This window comes from Lentilactobacillus senioris (genome assembly GCF_026798195.1).
In the GTDB taxonomy this organism is placed as follows: domain Bacteria; phylum Bacillota; class Bacilli; order Lactobacillales; family Lactobacillaceae; genus Lentilactobacillus; species Lentilactobacillus senioris_A.
In genome coordinates, this window is record NZ_JAPQEZ010000003.1 from 118,643 (window position 1) to 135,531 (window position 16,889).

General features: G+C 37.7%; 14 protein-coding genes and 1 other RNA gene. 8 read left to right on the top strand and 7 right to left on the bottom strand.

What is annotated here, in order from left to right:
- The first annotated feature begins 84 nt into the window (after positions 1-84).
- Complete coding sequence (gene glpK / locus OXT66_RS04640) at positions 85-1,590, top strand: glycerol kinase GlpK (protein WP_268596159.1); 1,506 nt, start codon at positions 85-87, stop codon at positions 1,588-1,590.
- A 48-nt stretch (positions 1,591-1,638) separates the two neighbouring features.
- Here glpK and OXT66_RS04645 read toward each other — a convergent pair whose 3' ends face one another.
- Positions 1,639-2,472 (bottom strand): Cof-type HAD-IIB family hydrolase, encoded by an 834-nt coding sequence (locus tag OXT66_RS04645; RefSeq protein WP_268596161.1) that lies wholly within the window; start codon positions 2,470-2,472, stop codon positions 1,639-1,641.
- Positions 2,473-2,549: 77 nt separating this feature from the next.
- On the opposite strand from OXT66_RS04645, the gene OXT66_RS04650 reads away from it, so the two are divergent.
- Positions 2,550-3,914 (top strand): RsmF rRNA methyltransferase first C-terminal domain-containing protein, encoded by a 1,365-nt coding sequence (locus tag OXT66_RS04650; RefSeq protein ID WP_268596163.1) that lies wholly within the window; start codon positions 2,550-2,552, stop codon positions 3,912-3,914.
- A 56-nt stretch (positions 3,915-3,970) separates the two neighbouring features.
- On the opposite strand, the gene fni is transcribed toward OXT66_RS04650, so the two are convergent.
- The 4 genes from fni to mvk are packed head-to-tail and all read right to left on the bottom strand — an operon-like array spanning position 3,971 to position 8,059.
- Positions 3,971-5,008, bottom strand: a complete 1,038-nt coding sequence (fni, locus tag OXT66_RS04655; RefSeq protein WP_268596490.1) for a type 2 isopentenyl-diphosphate Delta-isomerase — start codon at positions 5,006-5,008, stop codon at positions 3,971-3,973.
- 10 nt (positions 5,009-5,018) lie between these two features.
- A complete protein-coding gene (locus tag OXT66_RS04660; protein ID WP_268596165.1) occupies positions 5,019-6,098 on the bottom strand; it encodes a phosphomevalonate kinase in 1,080 nt (359 codons plus the stop codon).
- A 21-nt stretch (positions 6,099-6,119) separates the two neighbouring features.
- Positions 6,120-7,106: a diphosphomevalonate decarboxylase gene (gene mvaD / locus OXT66_RS04665; RefSeq protein ID WP_268596167.1), complete on the bottom strand. Its 987-nt coding sequence runs from the start codon at positions 7,104-7,106 to the stop codon at positions 6,120-6,122.
- A 2-nt stretch (positions 7,107-7,108) separates the two neighbouring features.
- Positions 7,109-8,059 carry a mevalonate kinase gene (mvk, locus tag OXT66_RS04670; RefSeq protein WP_268596168.1) on the bottom strand — a complete coding sequence of 317 codons (951 nt, stop codon included), beginning with the start codon at positions 8,057-8,059 and terminating at the stop codon, positions 7,109-7,111.
- A 176-nt stretch (positions 8,060-8,235) separates the two neighbouring features.
- Between mvk and OXT66_RS04675 the strand changes: the two genes are divergently transcribed.
- From OXT66_RS04675 to OXT66_RS04685, 3 genes are read left to right on the top strand one after another with little or no spacing between them, the layout of a single operon-like run.
- Positions 8,236-11,067 carry a helicase C-terminal domain-containing protein gene (locus tag OXT66_RS04675; protein ID WP_268596170.1) on the top strand — a complete coding sequence of 944 codons (2,832 nt, stop codon included), beginning with the start codon at positions 8,236-8,238 and terminating at the stop codon, positions 11,065-11,067.
- Between the two features lie 2 nt (positions 11,068-11,069).
- Positions 11,070-11,576 carry a DUF5590 domain-containing protein gene (locus tag OXT66_RS04680; protein WP_268596172.1) on the top strand — a complete coding sequence of 169 codons (507 nt, stop codon included), beginning with the start codon at positions 11,070-11,072 and terminating at the stop codon, positions 11,574-11,576.
- A gap of 60 nt (positions 11,577-11,636) precedes the next feature.
- Positions 11,637-12,356: a DnaD domain-containing protein gene (locus OXT66_RS04685; RefSeq protein WP_268596174.1), complete on the top strand. Its 720-nt coding sequence runs from the start codon at positions 11,637-11,639 to the stop codon at positions 12,354-12,356.
- A gap of 42 nt (positions 12,357-12,398) precedes the next feature.
- On the opposite strand, the gene OXT66_RS04690 is transcribed toward OXT66_RS04685, so the two are convergent.
- Together OXT66_RS04690 and recU are read right to left on the bottom strand one after the other, a co-directional pair.
- Complete coding sequence (locus OXT66_RS04690) at positions 12,399-14,774, bottom strand: PBP1A family penicillin-binding protein (RefSeq protein WP_268596177.1); 2,376 nt, start codon at positions 14,772-14,774, stop codon at positions 12,399-12,401.
- 19 nt (positions 14,775-14,793) lie between these two features.
- Positions 14,794-15,396: a Holliday junction resolvase RecU gene (gene recU / locus OXT66_RS04695; RefSeq protein ID WP_268596179.1), complete on the bottom strand. Its 603-nt coding sequence runs from the start codon at positions 15,394-15,396 to the stop codon at positions 14,794-14,796.
- Positions 15,397-15,500: 104 nt separating this feature from the next.
- On the opposite strand from recU, the gene OXT66_RS04700 reads away from it, so the two are divergent.
- The 3 genes from OXT66_RS04700 to rnpB all read left to right on the top strand — a co-directional run bounded on the left by OXT66_RS04700 (position 15,501) and on the right by rnpB (position 16,873).
- Positions 15,501-16,073, top strand: coding sequence for a DUF1273 domain-containing protein (locus OXT66_RS04700; RefSeq protein ID WP_268596181.1), 573 nt, complete (start codon positions 15,501-15,503; stop codon positions 16,071-16,073).
- A gap of 56 nt (positions 16,074-16,129) precedes the next feature.
- The gene (gene gpsB, locus OXT66_RS04705) at positions 16,130-16,486 is read left to right on the top strand and encodes a cell division regulator GpsB (protein ID WP_268596183.1); all 357 of its coding nucleotides are present in this window, start codon (positions 16,130-16,132) and stop codon (positions 16,484-16,486) included.
- A gap of 14 nt (positions 16,487-16,500) precedes the next feature.
- Positions 16,501-16,873, top strand: an RNA gene (gene rnpB, locus OXT66_RS04710) — RNase P RNA component class B.
- Positions 16,874-16,889 lie beyond the last annotated feature (16 nt).

Consider the following 16,889-nt stretch of genomic DNA (forward strand, 5'->3'; position numbering starts at 1 on the left):
TTTAATTAACTAGATGATTAATATCATTTAGTTTTCGTAGTATGGTTGCTACATACTTATTAAAATTAGAACGGAGAATTTTTAATGAGCGATCAACAATATATTATGTCTATTGATGAAGGTACTACCAGTACCCGAGCAATTTTATTTAATAATAAGGGAGAAATTGTCGGTAAATCCCAAAAAGAATTTACCCAATTCTTTCCCCATTCTGGCTGGGTAGAACATGATGCTACCGAAATTTGGAATGCTGTTCAGTCAGTAATTTCAGAAGCCTTAATTGAATCTGATATCCCCCCTTATAAAGTTCGCGGAATTGGTATGACTAACCAACGTGAAACTACGGTTATTTGGGATAAAAATACTGGTGAACCAATTTACAATGCTATCGTATGGCAGTCCAAACAAACTAGTGATATCGCTGATAAGTTAAAGGTAGATGGTTATCAAGACTTAGTTCATGATAAAACTGGACTGATCATTGATTCTTATTTTTCAGCTACCAAGATTAAATGGATTTTAGATCACGTAGAAGGGGCCCGTGAAAAGGCTGAAAAGGGTGATTTATTATTTGGGACCATTGATACTTGGATTTTATGGAAGTTAACCGATGGTAAAGTGCATGCTACTGACTATACAAATGCCAGCCGCACAATGCTATTTAATATTCATGACTTAAAATGGGACCAAGACATTTTAGATATTTTAGACATTCCTAGTTCCATGCTACCTGAAGTTCATTCATCTTCAGAAATTTTTGGTTATACTGCAGGCTACACTTTCTCTGGTGTCCAAGTACCCATTGCCGGAATTGCTGGAGACCAACAAGCTGCTTTATTCGGCCAAATGGCCCTTAAAAAAGGTATGATCAAAAATACCTATGGAACCGGAGCTTTCATTGTAATGAATACTGGTGAAACTCCTACTTTGTCTAACCGCGGTCTTTTAACCACTATTGCTTATGGGATCGATGGCAAAATTACCTATGCTTTAGAAGGTAGTATCTTTGTGGCTGGGTCAGCAATTCAATGGCTCCGTGATGGTATGGAAATGGTGGAACATTCATCAGAATCTGAACAAATGGCCATCAATGCTAAAGATAGTGGTGGAGTTTACGTAGTACCAGCCTTCACTGGGTTGGGCGCTCCATATTGGGACCAACAAACTAGAGGAGCCGTTTTTGGACTGACTAGGGGAACTACCAAAGATCAATTTGTTCGCGCTACTTTAGAATCCTTAGCTTATCAAACTCGTGATGTAATTGACACAATGGTAGCTGAAACTAACATTGATTTAGAAACTTTAGCAGTTGATGGTGGGGCAGCTAATAACAATTATCTCATGCAGTTCCAAGCTGACATCTTAAATACACCAATTGAACGAGCATCTATTTCTGAAACAACTGCGTTAGGGGCAGCATTTTTAGCTGGATTAGCAGTTGGTTTTTGGCGAGATATTGATGAAATTAAGCAAACCATTCATTCTAGGGACGAATTTATTCCTAATATGAACGCTGCTACTAGAGATCACCTATATAATGGTTGGCAAAAAGCAATTAACGCCACCATTCAATTCCATTATGATGATTAACTAAAAAAGCCAACACTAAAAATTAGTGTTGGCTTTTTTAACAGTTAATTATTCGGCTATTTGTAAGTCTAACTGGTGGTTCAAAAACTTAGCAACGCCATCTTCTTCGTTGGTATACTTAGTAATCACGTTGGCTGCTTTTTGAATACTAGGAATCGCATTTTTCATAGCAACTCCTAATCCAGCATAGTCAATCATGGTAGTATCGTTGTGTTCATCACCAATTGCAATAATGTCAGCTTGAGAAATACCATAATAGTCTGACAATATTTTAACGCCAGTTGCTTTTTGAACTCCTTTGGCAGCAATTTCGACAATTGAATACTTGCCACCCCAAGGTGAAATACTAACCTGATCACCAAAATTAGTTTCTACATAGGAAGTCATGGTTACCATCGCTTCTGGTTCCACGGCTACCGTAATGCTAATTGGGTTGTGATGGTCTTGAAGGTTTTGGTGAGTTAATTGTTGCCCTGCCTTTAAAATAGTAGGAAAGAAACCCATATCAATGGTAGCTCCACGATTAGCCATAAATAAATCTCGGCCTTCAATAGCGATTAATTTAATTCCCAACTCACTTTTTTTACTTAATAATTCCGCCACAATATCCTTATCAACATTGTATTCATATTCTAACGGCCATTTCTCGTGAGGTAGAATCCCCAGGTTGCCGTTAAAATTAATCATTGGTGATTTTAACCCTAATTGGTCGTAAAATTGTTCTGAAATTCGGTTAGGTCTGCCCGTAACGATACTAACTACGTGACCGGCTTGAACCGCTGTATTAAGGGTTTTAATAGTTAAGTCACTTAATTGGGAGTTATTATTTAACGTTGTGCCGTCTAGATCCAGCGCAATTAATTTCTTATTAATACTAATCACCTCAATATTGTCTCATATCATGTTATAATATCTAAATGTGTGTCAATAGTCAATTGAAAAACTTGTAGGAGGTCCTTATGCAATTACCAACGGACTTTATTTTAAAATACCAACAACTCTTTAAAGAACCGGAAGCTAGTCAATTTTTAGCTAGCTTTGATACGGAACCTCTTCATGGTTTTCGCATTAATCCCTTGAAACAAAACGCACCGGTTCAAGAAAACTTAAGCCAGCCAATTACTTACAGTAAATGGGGATATTATGGGCGTGTTAGTGGCAAAACCAGTGATCACCAAAGTGGGGCGGTATATAGTCAAGAACCCAGTGCAATGTACGTGGGAGAAGTTGCTAGTCCTAATCAAGGAGAAAAAGTACTAGATTTATGCGCGGCTCCTGGTGGTAAAACTACTCATTTAGGTAGTTTTTTGAATAATACTGGTTTTTTAATGGCTAACGAAATTGATTCCACTCGTTCTCAAGTTTTAACTGAAAATGTAGAACGATTCGGTATGACCAATACAATTGTTACTAATACAGATACTCCAACTTTGGCTAAACATTTACCAGAGTTCTTTGATAGATTATTAGTAGACGCACCGTGCTCTGGTGAAGGTATGTTTCGAAAGGATCCTAACGCCACCTCGTACTGGTCGTTAGACTATCCTAAAGAATGTGCCACCCGGCAAAAAGAAATTCTAACAAATGCGATCAAGGTATTGCGCCCAGGGGGAGAATTAATTTATTCTACCTGTACGTTTGCGCCAGAAGAAGATGAACAAATTATTGCATGGTTAGTTAAGGAATATGGTTTTGAAATTTTACCAGTGAAAAAGTACCCTCAAATGAGTACTGGTAGACCTGAATGGGCTGATGGCAATCCCGATTTAATTAACTGTGTCCGCTTATTCCCTCATCTTTTTCCAGGAGAAGGCCATTTTATTGCTAAATTAAGAAAACCACTAGCTGACTCGCAAATCAACCAAAAACCAGCTAAAACCATTAATCCGGCCGTAAAAGAGTTAAATAAAGACCAAGTTAAACTTTGGCAGCAATTTGCTAAAGAACATTTAACTACTTCGGCAACTGGTAAATTAGTCACTTTTAGGGATCAACTGTATAGCATTCCAGAACAGACCCCTAATTTAACTGGAATTAAAATTAGTCGCCTGGGACTTTGGTTAGGTACTTTTAAGAAAAATCGTTTCGAACCTAGTTATGCTTGGGCTTTAGCTTTACATCCAGCTGAGTGGCAACAAAAATTGACCATTTCTGATGAAGAATGGCAAAAATACGTGGCTGGAGAAACGTTTACGTGTGATCCTAATTTAGCTAAAAATTGGTATTTACTGGTTCATGATAAACAACCAGTTGGCTTTGGTAAGGTAGTTAATGGCACCGTTAAAAACTTTTTCCCTAAACGCTTTAGATTTAATATGAACTAATAATGAAAAAGACCTAACTAAGTCTCAGGAACGTTTCTTGAACTTGGTTAGGTCTTTTAGTTTAAATGTCGTTGTTGTCGGTAATTCTGTAATTTTTCGTCAAAGATTACTGGTGTTTGTCTTAATTTAGCTAATGTTGGTGCATTGAGCATAGCCATAATGCTTTTGATTCCGTATTGCCATTCTTGAATATTAGTAATAATTTCTTCATCAGTAAAATGAAATAGTTGGTTTAAGAAGTAACCTGCGACGCCAACTGCCGAACTTCCAAGAGCCAGAGCTTTAGCAACCTGATTAGGATCTTGAATGCCACCAGAGGAGATAATGGCTAGTTGGGATTGCAACGGCTGACTTTCTAATATTGATTCAACGGTAGACAATCCCCAGTCGGTAAGGTAAGTCATCTCCTTATGAGGGCGTCTAAAGTTTTCAATTTGGGCAAAATTAGTACCGCCATGACCACTGATATTCACAGTTTGAACACCTAAATCCTGCAACTCTAGCAAAGTTTCTTGACTCATCCCAAATCCAACTGCTTTAACGATTACCGGAACAGAAACGGTAGCTAAAATATCTTGAATATTTTCGCGAAAGTTAAATTGCCGATTACCTTCTGGCATGATCAGTTCTTGAGCAACGTTTACGTGAACTTCCAAGAGGTCAGCATCAATCATATCGATAACCTGTTGAGCCTCTTGACCAGAATGATCCGCCCCAATATTTGCAATTATTACCCCCGTCGGATTTTGTTGGCGAACGACTTGAAAACTAGCAGCCAGTTCTGGTTGTTTAAGGGCCACGCTTTGAGAGCCAACGGCCATGGCTAAGCCGGTTTCTCTAGTAATTAATGCCAAACGTTTATTTAATCGGCCGGTTTGTTCGCTGCCACCGGTCATTGCTTCAATATAAAAGGGGTGTGCTAATGAAACACCACCAATTTGAGTTTGATAGTCAATAGCTGCGATAGAAGTTCTAGCTAATTGTTGGGGTACGAATCGGACACTAGCAAAATCATTAGTGGGCTTTTTAGTATTAAAAAAATGTTGAGCAATGGAAACATGTTCGTCTTTTCGGTGTTCATGTTGTGAAGTCATCATTAATCTCCTAATCTAAATCGGTCACCATATGAACCGCAAGGGGTAAAAGTTGGACACCGTTATCTTGTAATTCTGAAACTAATTGGTCGTCCACTTCTGTTTTATCAGTGATCATAATGCCACAATCGCCACCGCCAGCACCAGATGTTTTAGCAGCTGCATGATGATGTTCAGCAATATTACACATTTTAGTTAAAAGCGGAGTTTCGATATCTACTTGGGTAAGTTTCGATAATTTTTGCAAAAGTTGCCGATTATGAGAAATACCAGCCATAATGCGTTTAAGATTACTAGTTTCAAACCCGGTAACAATATCAGTTAAGCATTGGGCACTAGCTTGCAAGAAATTTTGATATCCTTTAAGTTGTTGACCCTTTTTAAAGGCTACTTTATCAACTAATCTAGATGTGGAGGCTGGTGAACCAGTCCAACCAATGAGTAATTTTAAGTTATTAGGGGGGGTTAATTGCCGAATTTCTAATGCTGGCCATTTCAAATCAATTAAGTTGGTTAATTTTTCTTCGTAACGAGCACTTTTTAGCCATTCTCGATCAAAAGAACGATAAGCAATCCAACCGCCATAGACACTGGCGGCAATATCTCCTAATGATCCATTTCCTTGAACGTCTAAGTGCGCAATTGCCGCCAATTTAAATAAACGATCCTTAGTCAAGGGTAATTTATAAAATTGACACAGAGCGTTAATGGTGGCTACAGTTACAGCAGCTGAAGAACCCAAACCATATTTTTTACCGTCTGGGCTATCCAGGTCACTATTAACTTTTAGGTGATAGGTTTCCATTTTACAACCCATTGACTGAGCGTATTCTTCGGTTAAACGAATGGCTGAAAGGATGTAGTTGAACGTATTATCACGATTATCTAAAACGATTTCATCACCGCGGCGTTGCCATTGAACGGAGCTGTCTTGATACTGTTTAGAAACGATACTACCATATCTTTCACTTTTTTCGATAGTTACGGTCACAAATTGATCTAGTGCCACGATTATTGCTGGATTACCAGTTTCAACAACTGCATATTCTCCGGCAATGTATAATTTTCCTGGTGCTTTAGCTGAAATCAAACAATCATTTCCTTTCACTTTTTAAAGATATTCAACGCCAGAACCAGGAGTTGTGTAGGTAACGTTTTCCGATCCCAATAGTTGATTAAAGTGGCTCATAATTTTATTAGCATTTTCCTTTTGGCAGAGGACCTTAACATTTGGCCCTGCATCAATCGTAGCGTAGCATTCAATACCATTATCCCGTAATTGGCGAATTTCATTTAACATTTCAATGGTTTGACCAGTAAAGTAAATAAAACCTGGATCCGCGCTAAGGGTTAGGGCATGCATACGTAAAGCGTTAGTTTCACTAACTTTTCCCAAAGTAGTGAAATCATTTCGATCAATGGCCCGTTTAACCACTTCAATGTCATTTTGAGCTAATTTTACCCACTCAGAATAAAATGGAGAGGTACTAACGGATAATTGCATCCCTTTACGACTAGAAATTTTCTTACGAGCTTTTTGTAAGGTTAACGCAATTACTCCAATATCCCAATCATCAGCCGAAGCATACTGTTCAGCGTAAGAAGATGCATCATCTTGTCCCGTATGCCATTGAACAAAACCACCAAAAATAGAACGACTAGCAGAACCAGATCCACGTCTTGCTAATCTAGATAATTCGGTAAGATCTAACTTTAAGCCAGCTGTTCGACTAGCCGCAGCTGCTAGAGCCGCAAATGCAGAAGCCGAAGATGCAAAGCCTGCAGCGGTAGGGACATGGTTAACAGAAATAACTTGAAAATAGTGATCTGGCGCTTGAGTTTTTTGGCGAATAATGTCCAAAAATGCAACTACTCGCTGGTAGTCAGTTTCTTGAGCCACTTCATCGTCTATTACAACAACATCAGCAGATAATTGAGAATCAAAAGTAACGGTTGTTTCTGTATAAAATTGATCTAAGGTTAACGACAGGCTATCGTTTTGAGGAATGATTAAATCCTCATTTTGTTTACCCCAATACTTCACTAACGCAATGTTAGTATGGGCTCGAGCGGTAAAGGAATGTTTTTCGTTAGTCATTTTTAATCCTGCTTTTCAAATTGATTTAAAGGTTGAATCCAGGTAGCTGACGCACCTACTTGAAAGAGGTCATTAGCTACTTTTTGAGCTATTATCAAATTAGGGGCAATAGCAATTAGGCAGCCTCCTAAGCCGCTACCAGTCAATTTAGCTCCGAATGCTCCTGAATCAAGGGCTTGGATCTGCATTAGGTCTAACTGAGGGGTACTAACATTTAATTGCCGTAACAGATTATGATTTTGATTCATTAACGAACCCAGTAATGGTACATCATCAGCAATTAAAGCAGACGGGACTTGATTAACAACAGCTCCCATTTTATCAATAATATCTTGAGTTTTGGGATCGATTATTAACTGCTCTTTTACTTGATTGACAGCTACGCTAGTTTTACCTTTAACACCGCTATCGGCTATCACCATCGTGGCCGTTGATAAATTAATAGGTAGCTTAGTATTTTCTTTATTCTTGACGTACCAAATCGGCCACTTAGCACTAGCAGTAGCCGCATCTAAGCCACTGGGATTGCCATGAGTAACTTGTTCAGCAATATTCGCTGCTTTTAATAAATCGGTTCTAGTTAGATGCTTTTCGCTTAAATCAAAAAAAGCTCTAGTAATTGCAACTGCTGTAGCCGCAGAAGAGCCCATTCCGCGTTCTGCTGGAATATCACTGTCAATTACTAACTGGAATTGATAATCAGTTAAGCCTAGCTGATGTCGTAAAGACTCAGTTAATTGTTTAATTCCGGCCATTTCGACTGGGACTTGATCCCAATCACCATCATAATACCGGCTGAAAATTTGACTAGTTCCTTGCTGTCTAATTTTTATCTGGGCAGAAACTTTAACTGCCGGTAATGGTAAAGCGATAGCCGGCTGGCCGTATACTACACTATGTTCACCAAACCAAATAATTTTTGCGGAGCTTGCTCCGAATCCAATTTTTTTCACAATAATCGCTCACTTTCAAACATTCCAATTTTAACATACCGGCTAATAAAGACCTACAATGGGTAAGTAACTTTAAAGATTTATAAAATAATGCGCTTTTAACAATATCCACAACAAAACTATTTAATTTCTTGTAAAATAGATAGGTAATAGCTTGCAGATAGAGTGGTGAAAAAATGAATTCTCAAACCGTTTTTGCAGTTGTAGACCTTGAAACAACTGGAACTGATTTACATGCAGAAAATCGAATTATTCAATTTAGCTGCAGTTTAGTTCAAAATCAACAAATTATTAAAACCTTCTCTACGGATATTAATCCAGAAAGGCCCATTGGTTACCGGATAACCCAGCTAACTGGCATTAGTGCCGATAGAGTAACTTCAGCACCTACCTTTGATCAGGTAGCGGCTCAAATATTTCAATTATTGAGTGATACTGTTTTTGTGGCCCATAACGTTAATTTTGACTTCCCGTTTCTTAATATGGAATTACAACGAGCAGGTTATCCAGAGTTAGATAATCTAGCGATTGATACTGTCACGTTGAGTCAAATTTTACTGCCGACGTTAACTAGTTATCGGCTTCAAGATCTAAGTTCTTATTTTAATATTCATCATTTACAACCCCATTCAGCGGATAGTGATGCAACAGCTACGGCCAAATTATTAACCGTCTTAATTAACCAATTGCATCAGTTACCAACGGTGACTTTAAATCAAATTGTTAGTCTAAATCCGGAATTACCATGGGAAACGATGACCTTATTTAAAGACGAGCTGGATAATCGTGTTGATACTGACTCGCGACTAGCAGATCATCTTATTTTACACCATGGTATTGTCTTAAGAAGACGAGAAAAGGTCTTAAAAAGTCAAATTCCAGAAAATGCCAAGTATCCTAAAACTACGGCTGCTAAAGCCCAATTATTAGTTAATTTAGAAGCTCGACCAGAACAAAATAAAATGATGAACCTAATTTACAATAACTATGCTGCTGCTAAAGTGCACCAAACATATAATCTAGTTATCGAAGCACCTACTGGAATCGGTAAAAGTCTGGGATATACGTTACCACTTAGTTATCTATCTCGGCCACACAAGCAAGTCGTCATCAGTACTTCAACCACTTACTTGCAAGAGCAATTAAAAGAACAGGCCTTTCCACTATTAAACGATATCTTACCATTTCCAGTTACTGCAGCTGTATTAAAAGGCAATCGCCACTATATTGACCTAACCAAATTTACAGACCAGTTAGCGGTTTATGATAACTCTGCTCAGACTAAGTTTGTTAAAAGTCAAATCTTGGTTTGGTTAACCGAAACACAAACAGGGGATTTAGATGAACTACATCTTAATGCTGAACAAGTTCCGTTTCTTAGTAGTATTGAGCATGACGGCGTTAAGTGGTTGGATAAACAGAGCGCTTTTTACGGTGACGACTTCTTACGTTATGCTTTAGCACAAGCTAAACGAGCTGATTTTGTAATTGTTAACCATGATTATTTGCTAAACAATACGGCTAAATTTGCTGAACTACCTGAAAAACCATATTTAGTGATTGATGAAGCTCAAGATTTTGCTGATCGCGCTGCCAAAATTAGTCAAAAACATATTCGTTTATTTGATGGCATTGCCACTTACAACAAGATTATCGCTATGTGGCAAAATAGTCATGACAGTCAAATTAAGGAACTAATAGGTTCAGATCTATCAGTTCAATCATTAGTAGTCGATATTTTAAACCGTTTAGACGGGGTCAAACTATCATTAAACCAACTAATTGACCAAATCTTTAACAGATTCGTTGCTCACCGACGACTACACAGTAGAGAGGATAGCTTTGAATGGCTAATCCCTAATAACCTGTTACAAAATTTCTTAGGAGAGCAACTAGTTCTAATCAGCCAATTAACTGAAGCTACCAAAAAGTTACCTAAGTCCGTAGAACGCCTAAAAGGGCGCCTAAATCAGTTACTAAAAACCGCTAATCCAGCCGATGCAGTTAAATTAACTAAGTTTATGGATCTTATTGAAGACTTGGTAACTTACTTGACTGATCTAACAGAAGCTTTAAACGTAAATGCCAACGAATTAAATGAACGCGTATATTGGATTTCCATTAATGCCGCTAAAGATCCCTTAACTATTCGGTTAAGTTTTGGCATTGCGCCCAATGTTCAATTATTAGCTAATGAAGTTTATCCACTATTTGAACCAGTCACATTTACCGGAGCAACGTTATTGCCTTCTAAGAAATCACAATATACTTTTGATTCTTTCCAAATTAAGCCAGAAGAAACTAAGCTTAGAAGAATGAAAAGTGAATATTCTGCGGCTGATAGGGCCAAAATTTTCTTAGTTGACGACTTTACTAATGGTAAAGTAGACAGTCCTGAATTTGGAGAATACTTGGCTCACAGTATTATGCAAATTTTTGAAAAATCACAACGGCAAACCCTAGTCCTATTTAATTCATTAGCAATGATTAAAAATGTGTATCAAATTATGCATCAAGAAGGCTTCACCGCTAACAATTTAGTATTAGCTCAAGGAGTACACGGAACCGCTACAAGGGTTAGTCGCCGTTTTATTCATAATGAACCAGCGTTATTATTAGGAGCGAATACTTTTTGGCAGGGGGTTGATTTCCCCGGCCATTTGTTAGAAAATTTAGTGATTGCTCAATTGCCATTTGATTCTCCTGAGGATCCGTATAATCATGCACGTTATAGTATTGCTAAACGCGAGGGCCATAATCCGTTTTACAGTATTACTATTCCAAGAACCACCCTTAAACTACGTCAGGGAATTGGAAGATTATTACGTACCGCAAATGACTTTGGTACTATTTACGTACTAGACCCTAGATTATTAACTAGACACTACGGAGAAACTATAATTGCTAATCTTAGAACCGACATCCCCATTCAACGGATAGGACTAGTACAAGCAGTTAACCAAATGGAACAGTTTTTTGCAAACCAATCAATTAACCGAAAGGACTAACCATGCAACGTCAACGTCAAACCAGAATTAAACGGGGCAGTAGAGTCCCATTAATAATTACCGGAGTCATCCTAATTATTATCTTTGCATCCGTAGTAGTTTTAACTACTGCTACTAGACCAATGCGAACTGCCAAAGCTCAAACTGTAGCTATTGCTAAAAAATACGGTAAAGTAACTAAAACCACTAACTTTTATTCTTCTAACTTAGGACAAACCTATTATAGTGTTGCTGGTAATACTGATCAGGGAAAGAAAGTCTACGTTATAGTTGCTAAAAAAGGAGGCCATGTAACGGTTTTAAACCAATCAGCAGGGATCTCTGAAGCTAGTATTACTCAAAAAGTAACTCAGACTAGAAAACCTAGTAAAATTTTAAACGTGAGTTTAACTCTAACTAAAGAAAAACCGTATTGGTCCGTTAGTTACTTAAACCAAAAGAAACAACTCTGTTACGCAATCTACCAATTTAAGAATGGTAAATTAAGTAAATTAATAACTAACGTATAAATAAAGCGGGGCTAGATAAGTTATTATTTAGCTCCGTTTTTAGTCAGAAGGGATGATTAAATGGATCAATTAGCTCAACAATTAATTAATGCTGGCACTACTAATATTTCTAATGTGGTTCTCCAAAATTTCAGACAATTAGGGATGACCACTGATGAATTAGTATTGTATTTGTTAATTAAACAAAACGATTCAACTAAGGTATTAATGCCAAATGCTAAGCAAGTTGCTAATCAAATGGGGTTAACAGAAAAGCAGATCTTTAGTTTGTTTCATCAATTGATTGAAAAAAAATTAATGATGATCATTTCTGAAACGGTTGATGGCAAACAGGTGGATGGATACGATTTTGCACCTTTATACGTTAAATTAAACGCGTTAATTACTACTCAAGAAACCAAATCAGAACCGGCTACAACCGTTAAAAGTTCTTCAAATAGTTCAGCGGTTAAATTAAATCGCCAAATGTTATTTGGTAGCCTTGAAAAAGAATTTGGTCGAACTTTATCTCCGATTGAAATGGAAACGGTTAGTCAATGGCTGGATTTAGACCATTATTCTCCTGAAATAATTAACTTGGCCCTGAAAGAAGCTGTTTTAAACCAGGTTTATAATCTTAAATATATGGACCGAATTCTAATGAACTGGGAAAAAAAGAATCTAAAAACGGCAGCTCAAGTAGAAAATGCTAAAAATCAAAATTCTCATTCTAGCAAAGAAAATGATTTAAATAATTATAACGGACCAGATATTCCATTGATTAATTTAACAGATCAATAAAAAAGATCCTCTCTAAAAAATTTTAGAGAGGATCTTTTTTATTTAATTATTATCATCGGTAGTGCCGGCATTTTTATCAGTATCAGCATTGGCATTAGAATCTGTTTGGGTGTTGTCAGCAGAACTATCCGAATTATCTGCCGTAGCGGTTGAATCGGAACTAGCCGTTGCATCGGAGCTAGAATCTGCGGTAGTGTTGTCATTATCATCAGTACCGCCACCGTTGCCGTTACCACCTGATCCCGAAGGTTCCTGGGTTTGGTTAGATGAGGTAGAACCACCATAATTATTAGAATTATTATTAGTAGTGCCATTAGTAGTGGGTTCGGTAACCTGTGAGTTAGCACTGCTACTAGTAGCGGCAGCTGTAGCATCGGAATAAGCCGCCGCTCCGGCTTGACTAGAACTGCTATCAGTACTAGTTCCTGGATAGCCAGCAACATAGTATTCAGTATTACCATTCTTTTCGGTTTGAACTACATCTCCTGGTTGTTGCCAATCCAGGTTATCCTTGTTAGCAGAAGCGGTTGCCATGACTTCTCTATAATATTCTTGAGAAATCTTGCTTTGCTCCTGAGTAATATAATGACCAGCTTTAAACTGACGATCATACCCTGTCCAAATTGAAAGAGAATAATTTCTAGTATATCCAGTGAACCAAGCATCCATGGAAGCTCCTTCAGGAACTTTATTAAGGTAATCTGAAGGATATTGAGTAGTCCCCGTTTTACCGGCTTCATACAAGCCACTAATTTTAGCTGCAGTTCCTGATCCGTCACTAGAGTCCATAACCCCTTTAAGCATATTAGTAATCATAAAGGCTGTGGCTTCAGACATTGCTCGCTTACCTTTACTCTTATAATTGGTGGTTTTACCGTTTGATTGAACCACTTTTTTAACTAAATAGGGTTCGTAATACGTTCCACCGTTAGCAAAGGCTGCATAAGCTGCTGCTTCTTGCTTAGAAGAAATATAAAGGCCAATCCCATTTTGTAGTTCTAGAGGTTTATCAAAATTCATACCTAAGTTTTTTAAGAAGTCTTGAGCTCGATCAACTCCGACATTTTCCAAAGTTCTAATGGCTGGGATATTTCTAGATTCAACCAATGCTTTTCGCATGGTAATGGTACCTTCGTATCTATTATCAAAGTCCATTAGAGATTTATCGGTTCCCGGATACGTGTATGGCGTATCTTTAACGGGTTGATAAGTAGGGTACTTAAGGTACTCAATCGCTGGCCCAAAATCCATTAATGGCTTGGCAGTAGAACCACTGGAACGATCCGTTTGGACGGCCCGGTTTAGCCCAAAGGAAACTTTATTTTTTCTGTTTCCTTGCATAGCAACCACTTTACCGTTATTAACATTGACCATTGTGGCTCCTAATTGGAACTTTTTACTTGGGTAGGCAATAGTTAAACTACTATTAGCAGTTTTATACATACTTTTTTGAGCTTTCATATTTAAATTAGTGTAAACTTTTAAACCACTATTAACTTTATAGCCCTTCTTTTCCAATTCAGAAATTGCATCTTGCAAGTAAGCATCGATATATTTAGCCGTTTTTAAACTAGTATTAGTCTTAGTATGAGTCTTAGCTAATCCCGCTTGAACATTTTGAGCTTCTGCTTGTGAAGCTTGAGCGGAAGTAATCACCTTATTTTTAGCCATCGCTTGTAAGACTTCATTTCGTCGTTGGGTAGCATAAGTAGGATATTTATAAGGATTATAATTAGTAGGGGATTGTGGCATTCCGGCAATCATAGCTAATTGAGCTAAACTCAATTTTGATAATGGCTTGTTATAGTAATATTCCGCTGCCGTTTGCATACCATAAACGCCGTTGCCCATGTAAACCTTATTAATGTAAAATTCTAAAATTTGACTCTTAGAATATTTATTTTCCACTTGAATTGCTAACCAAGCTTCTTGAGCTTTTCGCTTAAGGGTTTGATCACTAGCAGCTGTAGAAAAGACTGACAATTTAACTAATTGCTGGGTTAAAGTACTACCACCTTGAAGTCCTAGAGAAGAACCAGTAACGTTAGCAGTAGCAGCTCCCAAAATTCTGATAGGATCTACACCGTGGTGTTTATAAAAACGTCTATCTTCAATAGAAATAACCGCATTTTTTAAATTCGTAGGGATATTAGCTGATTTAACGTAATCTCTATTTTGAGCTCCCATTCTTGAAATCAATCTACCCTTAGAATCGTAAAATTTAGTCGAGTTATCACTCGAAAGAGAATTGTACGTTATTTTAGGAGCACTTTGAGCGTAGTAAACGAATAGTCCCAGTCCGGAAACACCAGCTAAAACAATTAATCCTAAAATTACTAATAATGCTGTTTTTAGCTTGCTCCGTTTTTTTACCTGAGAATGACGGGGCTTTTTCCCCGAGTTTGTATTTTGTGGCATTTTTTCTCCTTTAAAACACTTAATTAATTATTTGGTCAACTGCTTTCAAATATGGAACGAGGGGATTGATGTGATAATCGACCTTGTAAGCCTTAGCTTCAATTTCTGTTCGAGGAATTGATTTACGACCACCGCTAAATTGAGCATCCCAAGATCTAATTAAATCCGAAGCCTTTAATACAAAAATAGTTTTATCAGTTACGAATTTAATAATAGCAAAACAAATACCTTGCTGGTTTAAACATTGACGCATATGCTCAATTTGGTGCTCATGAAAATTTTGCAGCGGAAATGAAGTTTTATTTTGCGTCTCTTTGGCATCAAAGTCAATATAGTATCCCTGATAAACACCATTGTAATCAGTAGTAGATGCTCTTTGAAAGTAAGCTTCTTTTATTTTGGCAGCACTTCTTTTAGGATAATCTACCGAAACAATTTGAATGGGAGTTGGTTTTTTGTGGATAACCGCAATTTCGTTAGCTAAATAGTACTGATTGCTTTTGTTAATTTCATCTTCAAGCGTCATCCCACGATTACCAAAGGAGTCAACTCTATTAGGTGAATGAGAAGTTTCCCAGCGATCCAAGGCAAAGGCTTGGCCATTGGGGTAGTTAATAGTCATTTAAATACCATCCTTTTTAATTTTGTGGGGTGAATACTAAAAAATCGGGAACAATGTTATTATAGCAATCAAATGGAATTTAACAAAATGAAGTAGGTGATTTTTTGAGCCGATTATGGATAACCGGATATAGAAATTACGAACTAGGTGTTTTTAACGACTCAGATCCCAAAGTACCAATTATAATGGTAGCACTCAAAAATGCAATCGAACAATCGATCTTAGATGGAGTTGATTGGATTATATCTGGTGGTCAATTAGGAACAGAACAGTGGGCGTTAAAAGCAGCTACAGAATTGAAATCACAATATCCCGGGGAGTTTCAAACCGCTATGATGTTACCATTTGCGAAATTTGGCAATCAGTGGGGCGAAGCTAATCAACTGACCCTGAGTCAAACTAAAACGGCCGTTGATTTTTCTGCGGTAGTCAGTGATAAACCGTATCATTCTCCAGAACAATTAAGAAATTACCAAGAATTCATGTTAACCCACACTGATCAGGCAATCTTGCTATATGATTTAGAAAGTCCCGGTAAAACTAAATACGATTATGAGCGAATTGTTAAATTTTCTGAAAATCGTGAATACCCATACCGGTTAATCACATTTGATGATCTTCAAGAAACTGCTGAAGAATATCAAGAGAATCTAAATAATAGTTTGCAAGATGATTAAGTTATGATATGATTTATATGATATGTTGCAAATTAACGACGAGGTGTAATGGATAGATGGAAAATATTAACTATACTCCCAACGATATCCTTCAAAAAGAGTTCCGCCAAAAAATGCGGGGATATGATCCTAATGATGTTGACAGCTTCTTGGACGATATTATTAAGGACTATGAGAGTTTCAGTAAGCAAGTTCAAAGTCTTGAAGACGAGAATGAGCGCCTTCGAATTCGTGTTGATGAATTGAATAAGCAAGTCACGGTTGGTGGTCAATCAACTATGACTCGTAGTAATTCATCTCAACCTATGTCCAGTGCAACTAATATGGATATCCTTAAACGGTTGTCTAATTTGGAACGAAGAGTTTTTGGTTCACAACTTGATGGTGGAAATAACGATTCCCATCGTCTATAATATAATATGGTGTAAATTGTGAGTAATCGCGGCCGGCAACAGTCGGCTGAGGAAAGTCCATGCTCGCACAGGCTGAGATGCCTGTAGTGTTCGTGCTCGGTGAAAAAATAAGCCGGGGAACTCATTTTGAGTTACGGCGGACTTCATGCTAAGGTCTTTGGCTATGCTAACAAGTCCTTAAGGTGCCACAGTGACGATACAGATTAGGAAACTTTTCTGGTGGAACGCGGTAAACCCCTCGAGCGGGAAACCCAAACTTATGGTAGGGGAGCTTCACACACGGAAACTGAACCAAGTGTGGGGGGAAGGTGCAAACCTTCGAGATAGATGATTACTACTTAAGCAATTGCCCTGGAATTGTTTAAGCACAAAACATGGCTTACAGGAATTTACACTTAACAGG